We start from the raw sequence: 19,597 nt of genomic DNA on the forward strand, positions 1-19,597 counted from the left end.
GTCCCTACTCGCGTCGCAGCAGGCTGGTGGGCGACCAGCGGGGCCGCGAGTGCCGCGGCGAGTACGGCGGGACCCGGACCGGAATCCGGACCGAGGCCGGGGTCGGAAGCCGCCGTTCCCGCATGGCCAGCATCAGCGTCGCACCGGCGACGATCATCAGCAGCGACACCAGGGCCGTACCGGCGATCTGGGCGCCCGTGGTGGGCAGCTTGCCGCCGCCGTTGTCGTCGCCGTCGTTGTCGCTGCCGCCACCGCTGGACGCCTTGGCGGTCAGCTTCAGCATCACCGACACGGTGTTGTCCTGCGAGTTGCCCTCGGTGCTGGTCGTGCTGATCGTGACCTTCATCGGCTGGGTGCCCGATTTGGTGGCCTTCGACCCGTCGATGGTCAGCAGGAGCTGGCTGCCGTACAGGCCGGCCGCATCCGGAGCCGTGCAGACGACCGCATTCGACGCCGCCGCGCCGCCGACGCCCTCACAGGTGGCCGCGACCGTCTTGGCGTCGGTCGCCGCAGCCACCACGACACCCTCACTGACGGTGGTGTTGTCGAGCACGACGGACGCGGACCGCACCACCACGCCGGTCGGCGGCACCACCGTGAACCGGACGTTGTCGGCCGTGTCGGTGCCCTCGTTGGTGTACGGGATCCTCACCACCACGCCGGTTGCGTTCGGGCCCACGGTCACGGCCGGCTCGTTGTAGGTGACGGCCAGGTTGACCTTGTAGCGGCCCAGCGTGACCTCCGGGATCGACACGTCGGCGTCGCCGCCGCACTCGCCGTCGGGCTGGGGGTCGTCGCCGAGCACGCCGTCGATGCAGCCGCCGGTGATGCTCTCGCCGCCCTTGAGGTCGCTGCCGATCACGATCGGCACCTGGATCAGCCGGGACGTGCCGGCCGGCAGCGAGACGGTGCAGACGATCGTCCGGCCCGTCTCACCGAGCACACAGCCGTCCGGCAACGTGCCCGCGGTGGTGTTGGCCGGCAGCTGGATCGTCGTCGTGTACGGGCTGGCGTCGTCCGGCCCGGCGTTGGTGAACGTGATCGGCAGGGTCGTGGTCTGCCCCGGCAGCGGCGACGTGTTGGACGGGCTGCCGTAGGTCACCCCGACCGAGTACGACCGCCGGGACGTGCTGACGATCAGGCCACTGGCGGTCAGCTTGTCGTCGGCGTCTTTCGGGTCGGCCAGGGTGATGCCGGTGGCCGTCCACGAGGCGGTGGCGGCCGCGTTCGAGGCCACACCGACCCCGATCGACAGCGTCCTGGCCACGTTCGCCGCCAGGTCGACGCCGGTGCAGCTGATCGCCGTGGCGCCGACCGTGCAGGTGGCCCCCTCGACCGTGGCCGAGGTGACGCTGAACCCGTCGGGCAGGGCGGTCAGCGGCACGGTCAGCGTCAGACCGGTGTGCGCCACCGTCGACGAGAACTTGACCTCTGCCGTACCGGACGCTCCGGCCGCGACGACCGCGCTGGTCAACGACAGCGTGCCGGTCTTGCTGATCGACGGGTTGGTCGAGGTGTTGTCGACCGAAACCTTCACGTCGGCCCCGCAGACCTTGGCCCCGTCGGCGGTCACGCAGGCGCCGGCGATGGTGTCGCCGTTCTTGGCCGAGCTCGAGACGACCAGAGGCACCGTGTACGTCTTCGACTGGTTCGCGTCCAGGTCGTACGTGCAGGTCACGGTCGAGCCGGAGATCACGCAGTCCTGGGCCGCGGTGCCGGTGAGCGTGCCGAAGGTGGTGCCGGTCGGCGCGGTCATCGTCACCGTCCTGCGTACGGCGTTGGAGGGCCCGGCGTTGGTCGCGACGACCGACACCGAGGTCGAGTCGCCCGGCTTGACCGTCGTGCTGGCCGGGGTCGCCTTGAACGTCACCGCCGCGACGCGGGCGCCGCTGGTGGCGATGTCGGCCGCCCCGGTGGCCGAGTCCGAGCCCGAAGTCACCGTGACACCGGTGGCCCGCCAGGCCACACCGGGCGCGACGGTCGCCGCCACCTTGGTGGTGACCGTGACGGCGGTCGTGGTGCCGGTGCTCAGGGCGACGCCCGTGCACCGGATCTCGGTGGTGCTCACCGAGCAGAACGCGTTGCCCGGGCCGGTCGCCCCGGTGACCGTGAACCCGGCCGGCAGCGTGCTCAGCGGCACGACCACGGTGGCGCCGGTGATCGCCCCGGCCGAGGTGACCTTCACCTGACCGGTGGCGGTGCTGCCCGGCGTGACCGTGCCCGGCGTGCCCGAGATGACCAGCTGACCGGCCGGCTGGCCGAGCTGGATGGCCGGGATCGTGACGTCGTTCGTCCCGCCGCAGTTGTTGTCGAGGTTGACGTCGGCGCAGCCTCCGGAGACCGGGCTGGCCGGGTCCGCGGTCGGCGACACCTGCAGCGGGAGGGGGAACTGCACCTTCGCGCTGCCGTCCACGGTGACCCTGCAGTCGACCACCGTGCCGGCCGGGTTCCGCGTGCACAGGCTCGCGGTCGTGCCGGTCGGAGGCTGGAACGTGGTGCCGGTCGGCGCGCGGAACAGATAGTGCACGTTCTTCGCCGTCGAGGTGCCCTGGTTGGTCACGGTCACGTCGATCGCGCCGGTGTCGCCGGGCTTGAGCGACTGCGCGGCCGGGACGGTGAACGTCACCACCGGCTTGGCGTCGGCCGCGCCGACCAGCGTCGAGCTGATCGCCTTGGCCGCGGTCACCCCAGCCTCGACCAGGGTGAGCGTCGGTGTCCAGGCCGGCTGGCCGGGCGTGGCGGCGGTCGCGACGTCGGCGCCGAGCGTGATCGTGGTGCCGCCGCTGCCGACCGGCACGTTCACGCCGGTGCAGGTGATCGCGCCGTTCACCACGGCCGAGCAGGTGCCGCTGGTCGACTGCGCCTGGGCGATCGTCACCCCGGACGGCAGGCCGGTGGTCGGGATCGTCACCGTGACGGCGGAGGCCGCCCGGGTCGTCGTCAGGGTGACCGCGACGGTGCCGTTGCGGCCGGGCACGATCGCCGGGCTGGTGGCCGTGGCGGTGACCGCCTGGTCGAGGGTCGCCTGCACGGCGATGGAGGGCAGCGGGTAGTCGGCCGGGGCGGCGGCGCAGGCGCCGTCGCGGTTGAGGTCGATGCAGCCGCCACTGATCGTGGCGTTGGGGTTGGCGTTGGCCGGGATGCGCACCGGCAGCGCCCACTGGGCCGCGGCGGCGCCGACGGGCAGGTTGGTGCGGCAGTCGAGCTGCGTGTTGCCGACCGGTGTGCAGTCGGTCGCGGCCCGGCCGGTCAGCGGCCCGAAGGTGGTGCCGGTCGGCGCGATGAGGCGGGCGACCAGGCCGGTGGCGTCGGACGGCCCGGAGTTGGCGGCCGTGGCGGTGATGGTGGCCGTCGAGCCCGGGGCGACCGGCGTCGTCGGGGCGCTCATGTCGAACGACAGGTTGGTGGCAGCGGTCCCGGTGCGGACGAGTGTCCCCGTCACCTGGGCGGTGTCGCCGGCGGCGCTGGTCAGCGTCACCGGGTTGGGCGACCACACCGTGCCCGAGGCCATCGAGGCCGCGGCCCGCACGGTGATGGTGATCAGGTTGGTGGTGCTGGTCGTGGCGTTGACACCGGTGCAGGTGATCGCGCCGACCCAGGTGCAGGTCGACCCGCTCGGCCCGGTCACCGACATCACCGTGAGGCCCTGCGGAAGGCCGCTCAGTGGAACGGTCGCGGTCATCCCGCTCAGGGGGCGGTCGGGCGCGACGGTCAGGGTCGCCGTGTCCGAGGTGCCCGGCACGATGGTCAGCGGGCTGATGCCGAGCCCGGCCTGCGCGCTGAACGGCTTGGCCAGCGTGATGGCCGGGATGGTCCGGTCACCGGGGCCCGGGCAGACACCGTCCGACACGATGTCGACGCACCCGCCGGTCAGCGGGCTGCTGGTGCTCGCGTTGGCCGGCACGCTGATCCCGAGGGTGAAGCTCTTGGACTCCACACCCAGGGAGGTTCCGCAGGAGACCTGCGTCGGCGAGTCCACCGTGCACAGAGCGGCCGCCGGGCCGGACAGGGCGGCGAAAGTGGTGCCGGTCGGCGCCGTGAACACGGCCCGGGCGGTGGGGTTGGCCGACGGTCCCGGGTTGGTCAGGGTCACGTCCATCTCGCCGGTGGTGCCGGGCTTCAGGGTGCCGGCGTCCGGGACGACCAGGGCGACCGTCAGCGAGCTGACCGCGGCACCGATCTTGGCGATGGTCGGGTGCAGGGTCAGGGTCTCGGCGGCCTGGGTCACCGTGAGCGCCTGCGACCAGCCGGCGCCGGACGAGGCCGGAGACGACGGCCCGGTCGCGACGTCGACGGTCAGCTCGGCGGTGGCACCGGCGTTGATCGTCGTCGCCGGGCACGAGACCGCGTTGGTGGTGACCTGGCAGTCGGTGGTATTGATCCTGGCGCCGGTCACCGAGACTCCGGTCGGGAGACCGGCCGGATCAAGACCGACGACCAGGCCCGTACGGGTCTCGGAGGCGGCCAGCGTGATCACCGAGCTGCCGCTGTTGCCCGGGGTGATCGTCGGCGGGGTGCCGCTGGGAACCAGCACCGCCGACAACGCCTTGCGCATGACGATCGTGGGCAACTGCTCGGCGGTGGCACAGGCACCGTTGTCGTTCAGGTCGACGCAGCCGCCGGTGAGCGTCGCGGCCGTCGTCCCGGCCGGCACGCTGATCGGCAGGGTCCAGGTCACCGGCAGCGCGGGCGGCACCGCCGTGCCCGAGACGTCGACGCCGCAGGAGAGCGTGGTCGGGTTGACCAGGGTGCAGGCGGTCGAGACGGACGGGGCCAGGGTGCCGAACGTGGTGCCGGTCGGCGCCGTGATGGTGACCGGCGCGGTGACCGCCGCGTTCGAGCCGGTGTTGGAGATGACCGCGGTGATCGAGGTCGTGGTTCCGGGCAGGACCGTGTTGTCGGCCGGGCCGGTCAGCTGGGCGGCCAGCGTGTAGGCGGCGCTGCCGGCGCTGGCCACCACCCGGCGGGCGGTGACGGTGTTGCCCGGGGTGCCGTCCGAGACCGACACGGTGGACGCGTAGGCCGTGGTCGCCGGGGCTCCACCCGCCATCGCGACATCGATCGGAATGGTGGTGTTGCCGCCGGCCGTGACCGAGACGTTGGTGCAGGTGATGGTCGAACCCACGATCGAACAACCGGCCGTCGGGGTCAGGGTCACGTCGCTGCCCACCGGGGGCAGCGGCACCGTCACGGTGAGACCGGTCAGGTTGGTGTTCCCCGAGTTGGTGACCACGACGCTGGCCGTGCCGGTGGTTCCGGGCGACACCGGGGTGCTCGTGGTCGTCACCGAGACCCGCTGCGAGAACGGCACGGTCAGCGCGAACGAGGTGAAGGCCGTGTCGGCCGGGTCGCTCGTGCAGTAGCCGTCGGCGTTGCCGTCCACACAGCCGCCGCTGATCGGCTTGGTCGGGTCGGCGCTGGCGTCGACCGTGATCGGCAGGGTCAAGGTTCCGGTGGCGCCGTTCGCCAGGTTGACGTTGTTGCAGGTGATCCGGGTCGGACTGTCCACGGTGCAGCCGACGGCGAGCGACCCGGTCGGCGTGCCGAAGGTGGTGCCGGCCGGAGCGTTGTAGGCGAGCTTGGCGCCGGTCGCGTCGGACGGGCCCGGGTTGTTGACCGAGACGCTGATCGCCGTCGTGGCGCCGGGCTCGATCGACCCGCTCGGCATGGTGACGGTCGGGTTCAGGGCGAAGGTCGCCGCGCCGGTGGTGGCCAGCGCCCGGGTCGCGGTGACGCTCTCACTGCCGGAGGCCAGCGTGATGCCGGTGGCGGTCCAGGTCACGCCGGCGGCGGCCGAGGCCGGGGCGCTGACCGGCAGGGTGAGGTCGAAGTAGCCCCCGCCGGTGATGCTGACGTTGGAGCAGACCACGGTGTCGGGGGTGCTGCCACTCTTGGCGCAGGCGCCCGGGGCCGGTGTGCCCACGATCAGGCTCGGCGGCAATGCGGCCAGCGGCACGGTCAGGGTGAGGTTGCTCAGGTTGTCGCCGCTCTTGAGTGAGGTGGCCCGCACCTTCACGCTGCCGGAACCGCCCGGGGTGACGGTGGCCGGAGTGGCAGTGATCGCGGCCCGGCGGTCGAACGGCACCTTCAGCGTGATCGCCGGAATGACCTTGTCGCCGGCCGTGCACGCGGCGGCGCCGTCGAGGTCGACACAGCCCCCGCCGAGAGTGACGAACGGGTCGGCGGTGACCGGCACCGCGACCGGGAAGATCAGGTTGCCGGTGTCGGCGCCCGCCGCCAGGTTGACCGAGCAGGTCGCCACGGTGGCCGGGCCGACGGTGCAGATGCTGGCCGTGTTGGGCGGCAGGGCGGCGAACGTGGTGCCGTCGGGCGCCCGCACCGTGAACGTGGCCGGACTGGCGTTCGACGGGCCGCCGTTGGACACCTTGACCGTGATGTCGGCGTTGCTGCCGGCGGTGACCGCGCCGTTGGGCGGGACGGAGGCGTCCGCGGTCACGGTGGTCTGCGGCTGGCCGATGACCGCGAGGTCGCCGCTGGCGGTGGCCGTGTCCGATCCCTTGGCCACCGTGATCCCGGCCGCGGTCCAGGTGGCGGCGGCCGTCGACGGCAGGGCCGAGGTGTTCAGCGCGACGGTGACGGTCTGACCGGCGGTCGGCAGGTTGACCGGTGAGCAGACGATCGCGGAGGCGTTGACGGTGCAGGTGCCGCCGGGAACGGTGGCCGAGCTGGCGGTGACACCGGCCGGCAGGTTGATCGTCGGGATGGTGACGGTCAGTCCGCTCTCCGTCGCGGTCGACTTGATGGTGAGTTCCGCGGTCCGGTTGGTCTGACCGGGCACCAGGGTCGCCGGGTTGGTGGTGACGGTCAGCCGACGCTGCAGCGGCGTGCCCACAGTGATGCTCGCGATCGGCTTGTCGGTGGTGGGCGAGCAGCCAGGCTGGCCGTCCAGGTCGACGCAGCCTCCGGTCAGGGTCGACCCGGGCGCGGCCGTGGCGTCGACGCGCAGCGGGAAGCTGAGGCCGGCCGCCGGCGCGCCCGCGGCCAGATCGACCGAGCAGGTGGCGGTGCGCGAGTCCGGGCTCAGCGTGCAGGCGGTGGCGGTGGCCCCGTTGAGCGGGCTGAACGTGGCGCCGAGCGGGGCGGTCACGACGACCGGGGCGCTCTTGGCGTCCGAGGGGCCGGTGTTGGTCACCGCGACGTCCAGGTTGCCGGTCGCGCCCGGCAGCAGGGTGCCGGCGGGCAGGGTGATCGCCGCGCTCAGCGCCGGCTGGGCCGCGCCGACCCGGGCCAGCTCCTGGGCGGAGGTGATCGAGTCCGAGCCCGAGGCGACGGTGATGCCGGTCGCGGTCCAGCCCGTGCCGGCCGTCGACGAGGAGGTGGCGTTCACGGTGAGCCCGATGTCGGCGGTGTTGCCCTTGGTGATGGACAGACCGGGGCAGGTCACCGCGGAGGCGGTGCGGGTGCAGCCGCCGGGCGTCTGGCCGGTGACGGTGAGCCCGGCCGGCAGCGCGGTGAGCGGGATCGTGACGGTCACGCCGGACAGGTCGTTGTGCGGCGCCGCGACGTGCACGGTGGCGGTCGCGGTCGAGCCGGGGGTGACGTCGGCGCGATCGGCCGTCACCGTGGCCTGCATCGAGAACGGCACCTTGAGCGTGAACGACGGGATCGCCGTGTCGGACGAGCCACAGCCCGGCGTGCCGTCGAGGTCGACGCAGCCCCCGGTGACGGTCTTGTCGGGATCGGTGTTGGCTCCGACCTGCAACGGCAGGGTCAGCGTGGACGTGCTGGAGCCGGCGGTCAGGGTGGTGGTACAGGTGACCACGGTGCTGCTGGTCAGGGTGCACATCGGCGTGGCCGGAGCGCTCAGCGCGCCGAAGGTGGTGCCGGCCGGGGCCCGTACGCTGAAGGAAGCGTTGGTGGCGTCGGACGGGCCGATGTTCCTGACCGCCACCTGCATCGAGGTGGTTCCGCCGGGCTCGACCGAGCCGTCGGTGGGCACGGTCAGGGTGGGTGCGGTCAGGGTGTAGTTGCCGGTGCCGGTGCCGGCCAGCGAGCCGGAGCGGCTGACCTGCTCGTTGCCGGTGGCGATGACGATGCCGGACGGGGACCAGGCCTGCGGCGGCGTCACGCTCGAGGCGACCGTGATCGGCACCGAGATGTCCTTGGCCTGGCCGGCCGTCAGCGTGATGCCGGTACACGTGATGGCGCCGGAGCCGGTCGTACAGGTGCCGGTGCCGCCCGCGACCGTCGCCTGACCGACCGTGAAGCCGACGGGCAGGCCGGTGGTCGGAATGGTGACCGTCACGCCGGTCTCGGCCTGGGTCGAGGTGAGGGTCAGCTTGCCGGTGCCGCTCGTGCCGGGCGTGATGGTGGCGGCGTCGGTGCTGGTGGTGAGGCGGGTGGCCAGCGGCGTGCGCAGCTTGACCGTGGGCAGGGCCTGGTCGGTCGGTCCGTCGCAGGCGCTGTCGTTGTCGAGGCTGACGCAACCGCCGGTGATCGGGGTGGCCGGGTCGGCCGCGGCCGAGACGACCAGCGGCAGGGTCAGCCCGGTGGCCGGGTCACCCGCACCCATGCTGATCGTGCATCGCAGGGTGGTCGAGGTCAGGTTCGTGCACAGGTTCGAGGTCGGCGCGGTGAGCGTCCCGAACGTGGTGTTGGGCGGGGCGACCACGACGAAGGCGCTGTTGCGGGCGTCCGACGGTCCCTGGTTGTAGACGTTGACCGCCATGGAGGTGTTCTGGCCGGGATTGACCGTGCCGTCGGCCGGGCCGGTGGCGGTGATGCCCAGGGTCGACCGCGGGACGGCGTTGATGATCGCGCCGGTGGCGGTGCCGGTCGAGTCGGTGGTGGTTGCTCTGACCTCGGTGCCGGCGGCCGCGCTCCAGTTGGCCGTCACGTTGGCGGCCAGGGTGACGGGGATCGAGATGGTCACTGCGTTGGCGCTGCCGGACGGGATCCGGACGCCCGTACATTGAATGCTGCCGTTCGCCTGCTGCGCACAGGTGCCGATGCCGTTGCTGGTCGTGACCGAGCCGACCGTGTAACCGGCGGGCGGTGCCGGGATCGTGATCGTCGCCGGGTCGGCGGTGGTGCCGCCGGTGTTGACGACCCGCACCGTGGCGGTGGCGGTGCCGCCGCCCGGGGTGCCGTTGGCCGGGGTGATGCTGACACCGCCGGTGAGGTTGACGTCCGGGTCGCCGACGGTGAGGAACTTGGCCTGGCCGCCGATCGGGGTGCCGTTGAGGTTGGCCGTCATGCCCTGCAGGTTCCAGACCGTGCCGGGGACGGCCGCCAGTGTCGCCTTGGTGGCGACATCGATGGTGGCCGCGCTTCCGGCCGCCACGCTGACCCCGGAACAGGTGATCGCCGAGGTGGTGACGCTGCACGGGGTCGAGCCGACCTTGGCCGAGGTGACCGACACGCCGGCCGGCGCGTTGTCGATCGGGATGGTCACCGTGGTGGTGGCGTTCGACGGTCCCTGGTTGGAGACGGTGATCGAAGTCGTGGCGGTCTTGCCGGCGGTCAGCGTGGACGGGGTGGGGACGGCGAACGAGCCACCGGTGCTGGCCGCGGGCTGGGCGGCGACCAGGGTGCCGGAGCCGGAGGCGGGAATGACGGTCGACGATCCGCTGACCGGCGTGCTGTTGGCGGTGATGGTGCGAGCCGCGGGCGACCAGTCAGCGGCGTTCGTCGCGGTGGCGCTGAGAGTCACCGGCACGTTCACCTTCACCGTGCCGGCGCCCGGGACAGTCACGTTCGTGCATGTGACAGTGCCCGACGAGGCGACGGCGCAGGACCCGGTTCCGTTACTCCCCGTGATGCTCGGCGTTCCCACGGTGTAGCCGGTCGGAGGGGCCGGGATGGTGATCGTGGTGTTCGGCGCGGCGATGTCGCCGGTGTTCTGCACGCTCACCGAGGGCGTCGCGCTGTTGCCCGGGACCAGGTTGACCGGAGAGGTCGTGACCGATCCCAGCTTGACGATGCCGGAGCAGACCGACTCGGCGATGACCACGTCGCCGTTGGCGATCATGGTCAGCAGGCCGGTGCCCTTGAGCAGCTTGAGGTCGACGGCCCGGATCGTGTAGTCGAGCCGGCCGGTGGTGCTGTCCCACGCCGCCGTCCGGTGGTCGATCCAGCCCGAGGCGATCCCACCGAGAAGGTTGCCCAGGTCGAGGTTGACGTCCGGGTTGACGGAAAGGCCGAGGACCTTGAGGTCGGCGATGTCGGTCGTCCCGGTGATTCCGGTCGAGGTCATCTGGCACTGGGTCCGGATGGCGCCGAGGTTCAGGACCGCCGGGCTGTTCACGCCGAGGAGGTTGAGCCCGGCCACGTCGGCCTGGGCCCGGCCGCCGCCCGTGGCCGGCTGGGCGGTGGCGGTGATCGCGCCGACCTTGATGATGCTGGGCAGCGGCGCCGGGAGCAGGTCGACGCCCAGGTCGGTCTTGGTGGCGGTGCTGCCCCCGGTCGTCCAGTTCTGCTGCGCGGGCAACCCGAGCGTGATCGACGGGAACCCGACGAGGCCGAGCAGACCGATGTTCACGCGGGCGCCCTGGGCCGAGGTGTTGATCGCTCCCGCGGCCGCACGCGCGGCGGTGGGATTCCAGAGCATGGCCAGCGCGAGCGCGAGCACGATCACCGCTGCGAAACGCTTGACCGGAATAGACCGAAGGCAGATCACAGGTCGATTTTCATCGCCTCCCGCGGCATATGTCCTTCGTTTTCCGCACGTCTTGACAATTCGTCCGATGCATTCTCGCCGAAATTGTCCGTCACAATATTCACGCCATTCCCACCAGGCCCTTCCGTGACACTCTCCGACCGGCCGACCCGCGCGTCCTCAATGGAACGCGCGAGCACACCGCGAAGTTCGCGCGGGCACACCGCGGGCACCCGGAAAAACGCCTCCACGCCTTACGCCGCAACGGTTTCCAGTTTCGGCGGGTAATCGATCCATCACTCTCGATGCAGACTGTCCATGCGCAGTTCACCCCTCCGCAGGCCCCGGAAACGGCCCCGTGGAGTACGTTTTCGGCAGCTCGAGAGAGGAAGACGCGTGTCGATACCAGGAATTCGTCGGACATTAACCGGAGCCGCCGCCCTGCTGGTCGGGCTCACACTGGGCGCGGCCGCGCCGGCCGAGGCCGCTCCGGTCGCCCTCGTGACCGATCCGGCGGCGTACGTGGACCCCTTCGTCGGCTCCACCCGAGGGGGCAACACCTGGCCCGGCGCGACCCGGCCGTTCGGCATGATCGCCTGGAGCCCGACCGCCACCACCGGCGACCAGACCAGCGCGCCGGCCTCCAACGGCTACGACTGGAACGTCACCCGGCTGCGGGGCTTCAGCCTGACCCACGTCAATGGCGCCGGGTGTTCACCCGGGGCCGCCGGAGACGTGCCGATCATGCCGTACGTGGGTCCGGTCGACTCCTCCCCCACGGCCGACACGAAGGATGCCAAGTACGCCTCGTCATTCAGCCACGCGAATGAATCGGCCACCCCCGGGCGGTATGCGGTGACCCTCGACTCGGGGGCCCGCGCCGACGTCGCGGTGAACACCCGGGCCGGCGTCGGCGACTTCACCTTCCCGGCCGGATCGGAGGCCAGCCTCCTGTTCCGGACGTCGAATTCGCTCAATGGCAGCGAGGACGCGTCCATCACGATCTCGCCCGAGCGGAGGACCGTCGAGGGCTGGGTTCTGACCGGCGGATTCTGCGGCCGGCGGGGCAACGGCGGGGGCGCGACCAACCCCAACCGCCGTTCCTATTACAAGGTGTATTTCAGCGCCGCGTTCGACCGGGACTTCGCGCGGACCGGCACGTGGCAGAACTCGACATTGACGCCTGACTCTCTTTCGGCCTCCGGCGGCGAGGGATATCTGACCGGGGCCGACCGGGCCGGAAAGGGTTCGGGCGGCTGGGTCGGATTCGACACGACTACGGACAGTGATGTCCGCATGCGGGTCGGGATCTCGTACGTGAGCCTTTCCGGGGCGGCCGCGAACCGCGACACGGAGGTCCCCGACGGGGTCACGCCATCGACGGTCGGGGAAGCGACCCGGGCTGCCTGGAACGCCGAACTGAAGCGGATCCGGGTGGGTGGCGGCACCGAGGACCGGACGAAGGCCTTCTATACGGCGGTCTACCACTCGCTGATGCAGCCACAGACGATGAACGATCTCGACGGGCAGTATCTCGGCGCCGACATGAAGACGTACCGGATCCGGCCGGGCCAGAAAGCGGCGTACGGAACCTTCTCCGGATGGGACCAGTACCGGGCGCAGATCCAGCTTCTGGGGCTGCTGCGACCCGACGTGGCCGGTGACATGGCAACGTCGATGGCCGATTTCGCGGCCCAGAACGGCGGTGTCTGGGATCGATGGCTGCACCTCGGCGCGCCCACCCACGTGATGACCGGTGACCCGGCCGCGCCGACGCTCGCCACCTGGTACGCGATGGGCGTCCGCAACTTCGACAGCCGGGCGGCCCTCGACTCGCTGGTCAGGCAGGCCACCGTGCAGAACCCGGACGCGCTGTCGGACGCCGGCTGCCCCGGCCAGTGCAAGGGGCAGCGGCCGACCCTGAACACCTACCTGGCCCTGAAGTACGCGGCCAACGACATCTGCCACTGCTGGGGCGGTGCGGCCGAGACCCTGGAGAACTCGCTGGCCGACTATTCACTGGCGATGTGGGCGCAGCGGGCCGGCCGCGGCGACCTCGCCCGCCAGTTCCGGCCGCGCGGCGACTACTGGAAGAACACGTACAACCCGGCCGTGGGTCATCAGGCGGCGCGCCGCGCGGACGGCTCCTGGCAGGCCGGGTTCACCCCGTCCACCGACGTCGGGTTCGCGCAGGGGTCGAGCGCCACGTACACCTGGATGGTGCCGCAGAACGTGTCCGGCCTGGCCACGCTGATGGGCGGGCGACCGGCGGCGGCCGCCCGGCTCGACTCGCTGTTCCACGACGAGAACGGCAACTGGGCGGTTCTGGGCGGCAACGCGCTGCGCTACGATCCGACCAACGAGCCCGGCATCCACGCGCCCTGGCTGTACAACGGGCTCGGCCAGCCGTGGAAGACGCAGGAGACCGTGCGGCAGATCGTCGACACCGCGTACGGAACCGGACCCGGCGGCCTGCCCGGCAACGACGACCTGGGAACCATGAGCGCCTGGTACGTCTTCGCCGCCATCGGCATGTTCCCGCAGGTGCCCGGCCGCGCCGAGATGCTGCTGGGCAGCCCCGTCTTCACCCGGGTCGAGATCAACCGGAGCAACAACGTCCGCCTCACGATCAATGCCGGCACCACCGACAAGTACGTGCAGAGCACCCGCCTCAACGGCTCGCGCCTGACCAGGTCGTGGCTCCCCGAGTCCTTCGTCCAGCGCGGCGGCACGCTCGACTTCACCCTGGGCACCACCGCGAACACCTCGTGGGCCACCGGTCCGGCCGACCTTCCGAAAGACAACTGATTTCCCGTACGGGCCGGGGCCGCTCAGCCGTTCCCGGCCCGTACCCCGGGGCCGCTCAGATGTTCCCGGCCCGGCTCGTGCTCCGACCGCTCAGCCGTTCCCGGCTCGTGCGTCGGCCGCAATCGCCTCGAGCAGCGGAAGCCCCCGCTCGTGGGCGCTGCGGTAGCGCTGGACCGGGAACAACTCGACCCGCGCGAACGCCAGATAGGCCAGCGGCTCGGACGTGAAGTTCGCGTGCTTGCGCCGGCTCTCGGCCAGATCCTGCAGCGCCTCCACCGGGTCCTTGAGCAGCGGCACGAACTTGAGGACCTTGAGCAGTGGCGACCGGGCGATCCGCGTGGCGCCGGCCTCCTTGAGATATCCCTCCGCCTCCTGCACCCGCGATTCGAACTCGTCGCGGACGTCCTGCAAGATCTGGAACTGGGACCGCTCATCCGTTGCGTCGGCCGCCGCCCGCACCCGCTCCTCGATGTGCCGGCGCAATTGAGGCAGCAGGTCGCCTCGCTTCTCGCGAAAACGCAGGATCCGGTCGACGGAAAGCGGCTCGGCGGGCACCGGCAACAGATCGGCGAGTAGCTCGGTCCGGATCTCGGCGCGGGGCGAGTCGGCGTCGAGGCGACGAGTGGTCAGCTGCTCCTCCCGGTCGACGTCCCGGTCGGCCCTGTCCGGGTCGGTTGCCTCCCGGCCGGCCGGGACGAGTTCCAAGCCGCTGAGCAACGTGTCAAGCGCCTCCGGCCGGTCGGTCACCGGCATCCAGCTCTTGCGGGCGTTCCCGGCGAAGTCCCGTTTCTGGCACAGCGCCAACGCCAAGGCGGCCATGAGCTCGTCGGCCGTGGTCCGCTCGACCAACACCCAGTAGCCGCGCCCGCTCCAGGAGTCCTCCGTCGACAACCCGGCCGGCAGATCGTCCAAGCCCTGGATGTAGAACATCTTGTCCTGGTGGATCCGCGTGACCTCGCCCCGCCGGAAGGCCTCGCGGCGGCGGTTGATCTCTTTCGGACTCAGCCGGGCGAGGTAGGCGGCGAATTTCTCGGCGAAAACATAGCCGGCTTCGTCCGGCCCGCGCTGCACCAACAGCTCGGCGCGGACGAGATCGCGTGTGTGCCCGTCGAAGAAATCGGGACGCCGCATGTACTCCCCGGGCGTGATCGTGCCCACCTGGTCCCAGTAGAGAAGCGTCCGAGTCCACCACGCCGTCTGCGGGACGTTGATGAAGGGGAAATAGAGAGCGGCCTGCATGCCGGGAGGGTAACGAAACCGGCGAACCACGCACCCCGGCTGATCGGGCGACGAACGGGAACGATCAGCCCAGAGGGTCCAGGAACTCCCGCGAGGCCTTGGTGAAGACGGCGGTCGCTATCGCCACGGTCACGTTGGGGAAGATGCGCTTCGGCACGAGGAGTGAGGCGTCCGGGCCGGCGGCACGCAGGGCAGCGGCCTCGGCGACACTCGGGGTGCCGACGGCCGCGGCCACCGCTCCGCTCGGCGACGGCACGGGTGTCGCCGCCAAATCGGCCGCCGCGAACAGGGCCAGCTGCCAACCACGATCAACGGCCATTTCCCGTACGGCGGAATCGCCGCCCCGCCGATCAAGCGTCGCCAGGGTCGTCACGTCCGATGCGGACAGACCGGCCGTGGTCAGGGTCGTGTCGACGGCCGTCAGCAGGTCGGCCATGGTCGCCGAGGGCCGCGCGCCGAGACCGACAACCACCGCACGGCCACGCCCCGGCCAGCCAGTCACACGCCGTTCGCTAACTGGGCGCTCATAAGCGCACGCTCACAGGGAGGGCGCTCACAACGCAAACCGTCACAGGGACTCGACGAAGCGGGACGCGAAAGCGGGGTTTCCGGCCCAGTGCAGGTGCAGGTAGGAGGCCTGCACAGCGGGCGTGGCGAAACCCTCGGGATCGGCGCCCCGCCACGCCCACGCCGCGCCGCCGGCGGGTGACAGCAGCAAGCCCGAGCGGGGGTGGACCGTCGTGCGGTGGAACTCGTGGCCGGTGACCCGGGTTCCGGCCGGGGCCAGGGGGCTGTCCGTGAGCGCCACCGCGTCGCGGTAGCCGAGGGTCAGCGTGGGGGTCATGGCCGCCTCGGCGTCGATCACGCCGCACATCGGGGCGCCGTCGAGGCTTCGGCACAGCCAGAGCAGGCCCGCGCACTCGGCGACGATCTTGCCGCCGCCGGTGACCAGGTCGGCTACCGCCCGGCGCAGGGGTTCGTTGGCCGAGAGCTCCGAGGCGTAGACCTCCGGGAAGCCGCCCCCGACGACCAGGCCGCGGGTTCCGGTGGGCAGCGCCTCGTCGTGCAGGGGGTCGACGGTCACCACCTCGGCGCCCGCGCCGGCCAGGAGTTCGGCCGTCTCGGCGTACGCGAAGGAGAAAGCGGGACCACCGGCGAGCGCGACCACCGGACGGCCCGCCACCGGCTCCGGCGCGACCGGTGACCAGGGCTCGACCGACAGCGTCGGGGCCGAGCGGGCGATCGCCATGACCTCGGCCAGGTCGACCGACGACTCGATCAGCGTGGCCAGGGCGTCCACCGACTGCTGGGCCTCGGCCCGGCGTTCGGCGGCCGGCACCAGACCCAGGTGGCGCGAGGGGGCGGCCACGGCGTCGGCCCGGCGCAGCGCGCCCAGCACCGGAGTGCCGACCTCCTCGCAGGCCTCGCGCAGGATCGCCTCGTGCCGGTCCGAGCCGACCCGGTTCAGGATCACGCCCGCCATGCGTACGGTGCCGAAGCTCCGGAAACCGTGGACCAGCGCGGCGATCGAGCGGCCCTGGGCGGCCGCGTCGACCACCAGGATCACGGGCGCGTCGAGCAGGCCGGCGACCTGGGCCGTCGAACCCGTCTCGCCGGCGCCGGTCCGCCCGTCGTACAGGCCCATCACGCCCTCGATGACCGCGAGCGAGGCGCCCTGCGAACCGTGCGCGAACAGCGGCCCGATCTCCTTCTCCCCCACCAGCACGGGGTCGAGGTTGCGGCCGGGGCGACCGGCGGCGAGGGCGTGGTAGCCGGGATCGATGTAGTCGGGCCCGACCTTGAACGGCGCCACCGGCAGGCCCCGGCGCGCGAACGCCGCCAGCAGGCCGGTCGCCACTGTCGTCTTGCCGTGACCCGAGGCGGGCGCGCCGATCACGACGCGCGGGATGGTCACCATTCGATGCCCGGCTGACCCTTGCGACCCGCGTCCATCGGGTGTTTCACCTTCGTCATCTCGGTCACCAGGTCGGCCGCCTCGAGCAGGGCCGGCGCCGCGTCCCGGCCGGTGACCACCACGTGTTGCGTGCCGGGGCGGGCGGCCAGCGTGGCCACCACGTCGTCCACGTCGACCCAACCCCATTTCATCGGGTACGTGAATTCGTCGAGCACGTAGAACTTGTACGTCTCGGCCGCGAGGTCGCGTTTGATCTGCGCCCAGCCCTCGGCGGCCTCGGCCGCGTGGTCGCGTTCGGTGCCGGCGCGCTGGATCCACGACCAGCCCTCGCCCATCTTGTGCCAGGTCACCGGCGCTCCCCCGGCCTGGCCGAGCGCCTTGAGCGCGGATTCCTCGCCGACCCGCCACTTCTCCGACTTCACGAACTGGAACACGCCGATCGGCCAGCCCGCGCTCCACGCCCGCAGCGCCATGCCGAACGCGGCCGTCGACTTGCCCTTGCCGTGACCGGTGTGCACGGCGAGCACGGCCTGCCGGCGACGCTGCCGGGTGGTCAGACCATCGTCGGGTACGGAGGTCACTTTGCCCTGTGGCATCAGGCGGCCCGTCCCGTCTGCAGGCTCTCCAGCGGCATCACGTCGGCGTTGAGTGCCGTGGCCAGCCGTGACGCGAGGCCGAGCCGGATCGGGCCGGACTCGCAGTCGACGACCACCGTGGACACACCGGCCAGAGCAGGCGCCATCCGTACGGGGTCAGGCCCGCTGGTCGCCCGCCCGTCGGTCACGACGATCAGCAGCGGCCGTCGTCGCGGATCCCGGCGGCGTTCGGTGGCGATCGTCGCGGCCGCCCGTTTCAACCCTTCCGCGAGCGGCGTACGGCCCCCGGTCCGCAGACTGGCGAGCCGCAGCACCCCGACCTCGTGGCTGGAGGTCGGCGGCAGCACCTGCTCGGCCTCGTGCCCCCGGAACGTGATCATCCCGATCCGGTCCCGCCGCTGGTAGGCGTCGCGCAGCAGCGACAGCACGGCGGTCTTGACGACGGTCATCCGCTTGCGGGCGGCCATCGAGCCGGACGCGTCGACCACGAACAGCACCAGGTTCGACTCGCGTCCCACGTGGACGGCCTCCCGCAGGTCACGCGGGTCGACCTCACGCACGCCCCGGTGCAGGGCGGCGCGCAGGGTGGCCGACAGGTGCGGCGCCCCGGCCAGCTTGCCGCGCGGCACCCGCGACCCGATCACCCGCCCCCGCCGCGACAGCGACGGTGACCGCCGGCCGGCGTGCCCACCCTCGCCGCGGCGGGCGATGCTGAGGGTCTTCGTCCGGTACGCCGTGCCGGGCGCGACCGCGGCGGCCAGGCTCGCGGCGTTCTCCGGCGTGGCGCGCCGGCCGTTCTGCCCGTCGTCGCTGTTCGTGCCGTCGCCGCTGCTCGCGTCGCCGCTGGTCGCGTCGCCGTTCAAGCCTCCGTCGCGCATCGCGTTCCCATCGCGCGGGCTGCCATCGGAGTTCGCGCCGTTCCCGTCCCGCATCGAGCTCCCGTAGCGCATCGAGCTCCTGCTACGCGGCGAGCTGCCATCGCGCGCGCGACCCCCATCGTCGCCCGCTGTTTCGCCGCCCGCGCTTCCGTCGCCCGCTCCCTCGCCTACTTCTCCCTCACCCGATTTATCCGCTAAATCGTGATTGGAGTCGCCGTCGGGATGGTCATCCGGACCGCCGCCCGAGCCCGGTCCCCCACCGTCGGGGTCGTCGGGGTCGTCGTCCGGCCCGTGCTGCGCATCCGCCTCGGCCAGCGCCTCCTCGAGCTTCTGCTCGTCCGAGCCCGGCGGATCCAACGGGTCCTTGCGACGCCGGTGCGGCAGGGCGAGCCGGGCCGCATTCCGTACGTCGTCCGCAGTGACCCGCTCCCGCCCGTGCCAGGCCGCCAGCGCAACCGCACACCGCGCGACGACAATGTCGGCGCGCATCCCGTCCACCCCGTAGGCCAGGCTGATCAGGGCGATCCGATCCAGCTCACCGTCCGGGAGCACAACGCGCGGCAGCAGTTCACGGGCCGCCACGATCCGCGCCGCCAACTCCCGCTCGTCCCCGGCGAACCGGGCCGCGAAATCATCGGGCGAGGCCTCGTACGCCAGCCGTCGCCGCACCACCTCGGCCCGGTCGCGCGCCTCCCGGGGCGCCGCGACGTTGACGACCAGCCCGAACCGGTCGACCAACTGCGGCCGCGGCTCGCCCTCCTCCGGGTTCATCGTGCCGACCAGCAGGAACCGGGCCGCGTGCTTGACCGACACCCCGTCCCGCTCGACGTGGGCCCGCCCCATCGCCGCCGCGTCGAGCAGCAGGTCGACCAGGTGGTCGGGCAGCAGGTTGACCTCGTCGACATAGAGCACCCCACGATGGGCGGCGGCGAGAAGCCCCGGCTCGTACGCCTTCACCCCGTCGGCCAGCGCACGCTGAATGTCCAGCGTGCCCACCACGCGGTCCTCGGTCGCGCCGACCGGCAGCTCAACCAGGTTCGCGGCCCGATGCAGGCCCGGCGAGTCGGCGGCGTGCGGCCCGTCCGGGCAGAGCGGGTCGGGGGCGGCCGGGTCGCAGGCGAAGCGGCACCCTCGCACGACCGCGACCTCGGGCAGCAGCGCGGCCAGGGCCCGCACGACGGTGCTCTTCGCGGTGCCCTTCTCACCCCGCACCAGCACTCCACCCACGGCGGGCGAGACGGCGGTCAGCAGCAGGGCGAGGCGCAGGTCGGCGAGCCCGACCACGGCCGAGAACGGGTACGGCGTCACGTGGATCCCCTTCTGCGCGGGTGTCCACGCCCGCGCGGCGGTTGGCACGAGCGGCCGGAGTCTCCTGACTCCCGGATCGTCGCTCGCCGCGCGCCTTCCGGCCTTAGGGGCCGTGGCATGTCACGCGGGTCGCTCCCCGGTCACAGTGGCGGGACCGTCCCGGATTGCACACCGGGTTCCTCCGCGACCGCTCGCCCGCCATGCTTTCCTACCGCCACGCACCGAGTCAACGCGG

At 72.0% G+C, this 19,597-nt stretch carries 8 protein-coding genes and 1 riboswitch; of the genes, 1 reads left to right on the forward strand and 7 read right to left on the reverse strand.

The features are described from left to right. Positions 1 to 4: 4 nt before the first annotated feature. Together JIG36_RS31115 and JIG36_RS31120 are read right to left on the reverse strand one after the other, a co-directional pair. Positions 5 to 10,639: a beta strand repeat-containing protein gene (locus JIG36_RS31115; RefSeq protein ID WP_203379942.1), complete on the reverse strand. Its 10,635-nt coding sequence runs from the start codon at positions 10,637 to 10,639 to the stop codon at positions 5 to 7. Continuing rightward, complete coding sequence (locus JIG36_RS31120) at positions 10,636 to 10,869, reverse strand: hypothetical protein (RefSeq protein WP_203379943.1); 234 nt, start codon at positions 10,867 to 10,869, stop codon at positions 10,636 to 10,638. Before JIG36_RS31120 ends, JIG36_RS31115 begins: the two co-directional genes overlap by 4 nt. A gap of 145 nt (positions 10,870 to 11,014) precedes the next feature. Here JIG36_RS31120 and JIG36_RS31125 point away from each other — a divergent pair, with 145 nt between their 5' ends. Then, positions 11,015 to 13,426, forward strand: coding sequence for a GH92 family glycosyl hydrolase (locus tag JIG36_RS31125; RefSeq protein WP_307872978.1), 2,412 nt, complete (start codon positions 11,015 to 11,017; stop codon positions 13,424 to 13,426). 90 nt (positions 13,427 to 13,516) lie between these two features. On the opposite strand, the gene JIG36_RS31130 is transcribed toward JIG36_RS31125, so the two are convergent. The 5 genes from JIG36_RS31130 to JIG36_RS31150 form a co-directional block, all read right to left on the reverse strand. After that, positions 13,517 to 14,665, reverse strand: a complete 1,149-nt coding sequence (locus JIG36_RS31130) for a hypothetical protein (RefSeq protein ID WP_203379945.1) — start codon at positions 14,663 to 14,665, stop codon at positions 13,517 to 13,519. A gap of 64 nt (positions 14,666 to 14,729) precedes the next feature. Then, a complete protein-coding gene (locus JIG36_RS31135; RefSeq protein WP_203379946.1) occupies positions 14,730 to 15,167 on the reverse strand; it encodes a cobalamin biosynthesis protein in 438 nt (145 codons plus the stop codon). Between the two features lie 66 nt (positions 15,168 to 15,233). Continuing rightward, positions 15,234 to 16,583, reverse strand: coding sequence for a cobyrinic acid a,c-diamide synthase CobB (locus tag JIG36_RS31140; RefSeq protein ID WP_203379947.1), 1,350 nt, complete (start codon positions 16,581 to 16,583; stop codon positions 15,234 to 15,236). Beyond that, positions 16,577 to 17,176, reverse strand: a complete 600-nt coding sequence (cobO, locus tag JIG36_RS31145; protein WP_203379948.1) for a cob(I)yrinic acid a,c-diamide adenosyltransferase — start codon at positions 17,174 to 17,176, stop codon at positions 16,577 to 16,579. The genes JIG36_RS31140 and cobO overlap by 7 nt, the downstream gene beginning before the upstream one ends. Then, positions 17,176 to 19,410 (reverse strand): VWA domain-containing protein, encoded by a 2,235-nt coding sequence (locus JIG36_RS31150; protein ID WP_438870775.1) that lies wholly within the window; start codon positions 19,408 to 19,410, stop codon positions 17,176 to 17,178. Before JIG36_RS31150 ends, cobO begins: the two co-directional genes overlap by 1 nt. A 9-nt stretch (positions 19,411 to 19,419) precedes the next feature. Continuing rightward, positions 19,420 to 19,544: riboswitch (cobalamin riboswitch) on the reverse strand. Positions 19,545 to 19,597: the final 53 nt, after the last annotated feature.

Source organism: Paractinoplanes ovalisporus (assembly GCF_016834655.1).
Lineage (GTDB): Bacteria > Actinomycetota > Actinomycetes > Mycobacteriales > Micromonosporaceae > Actinoplanes > Actinoplanes ovalisporus.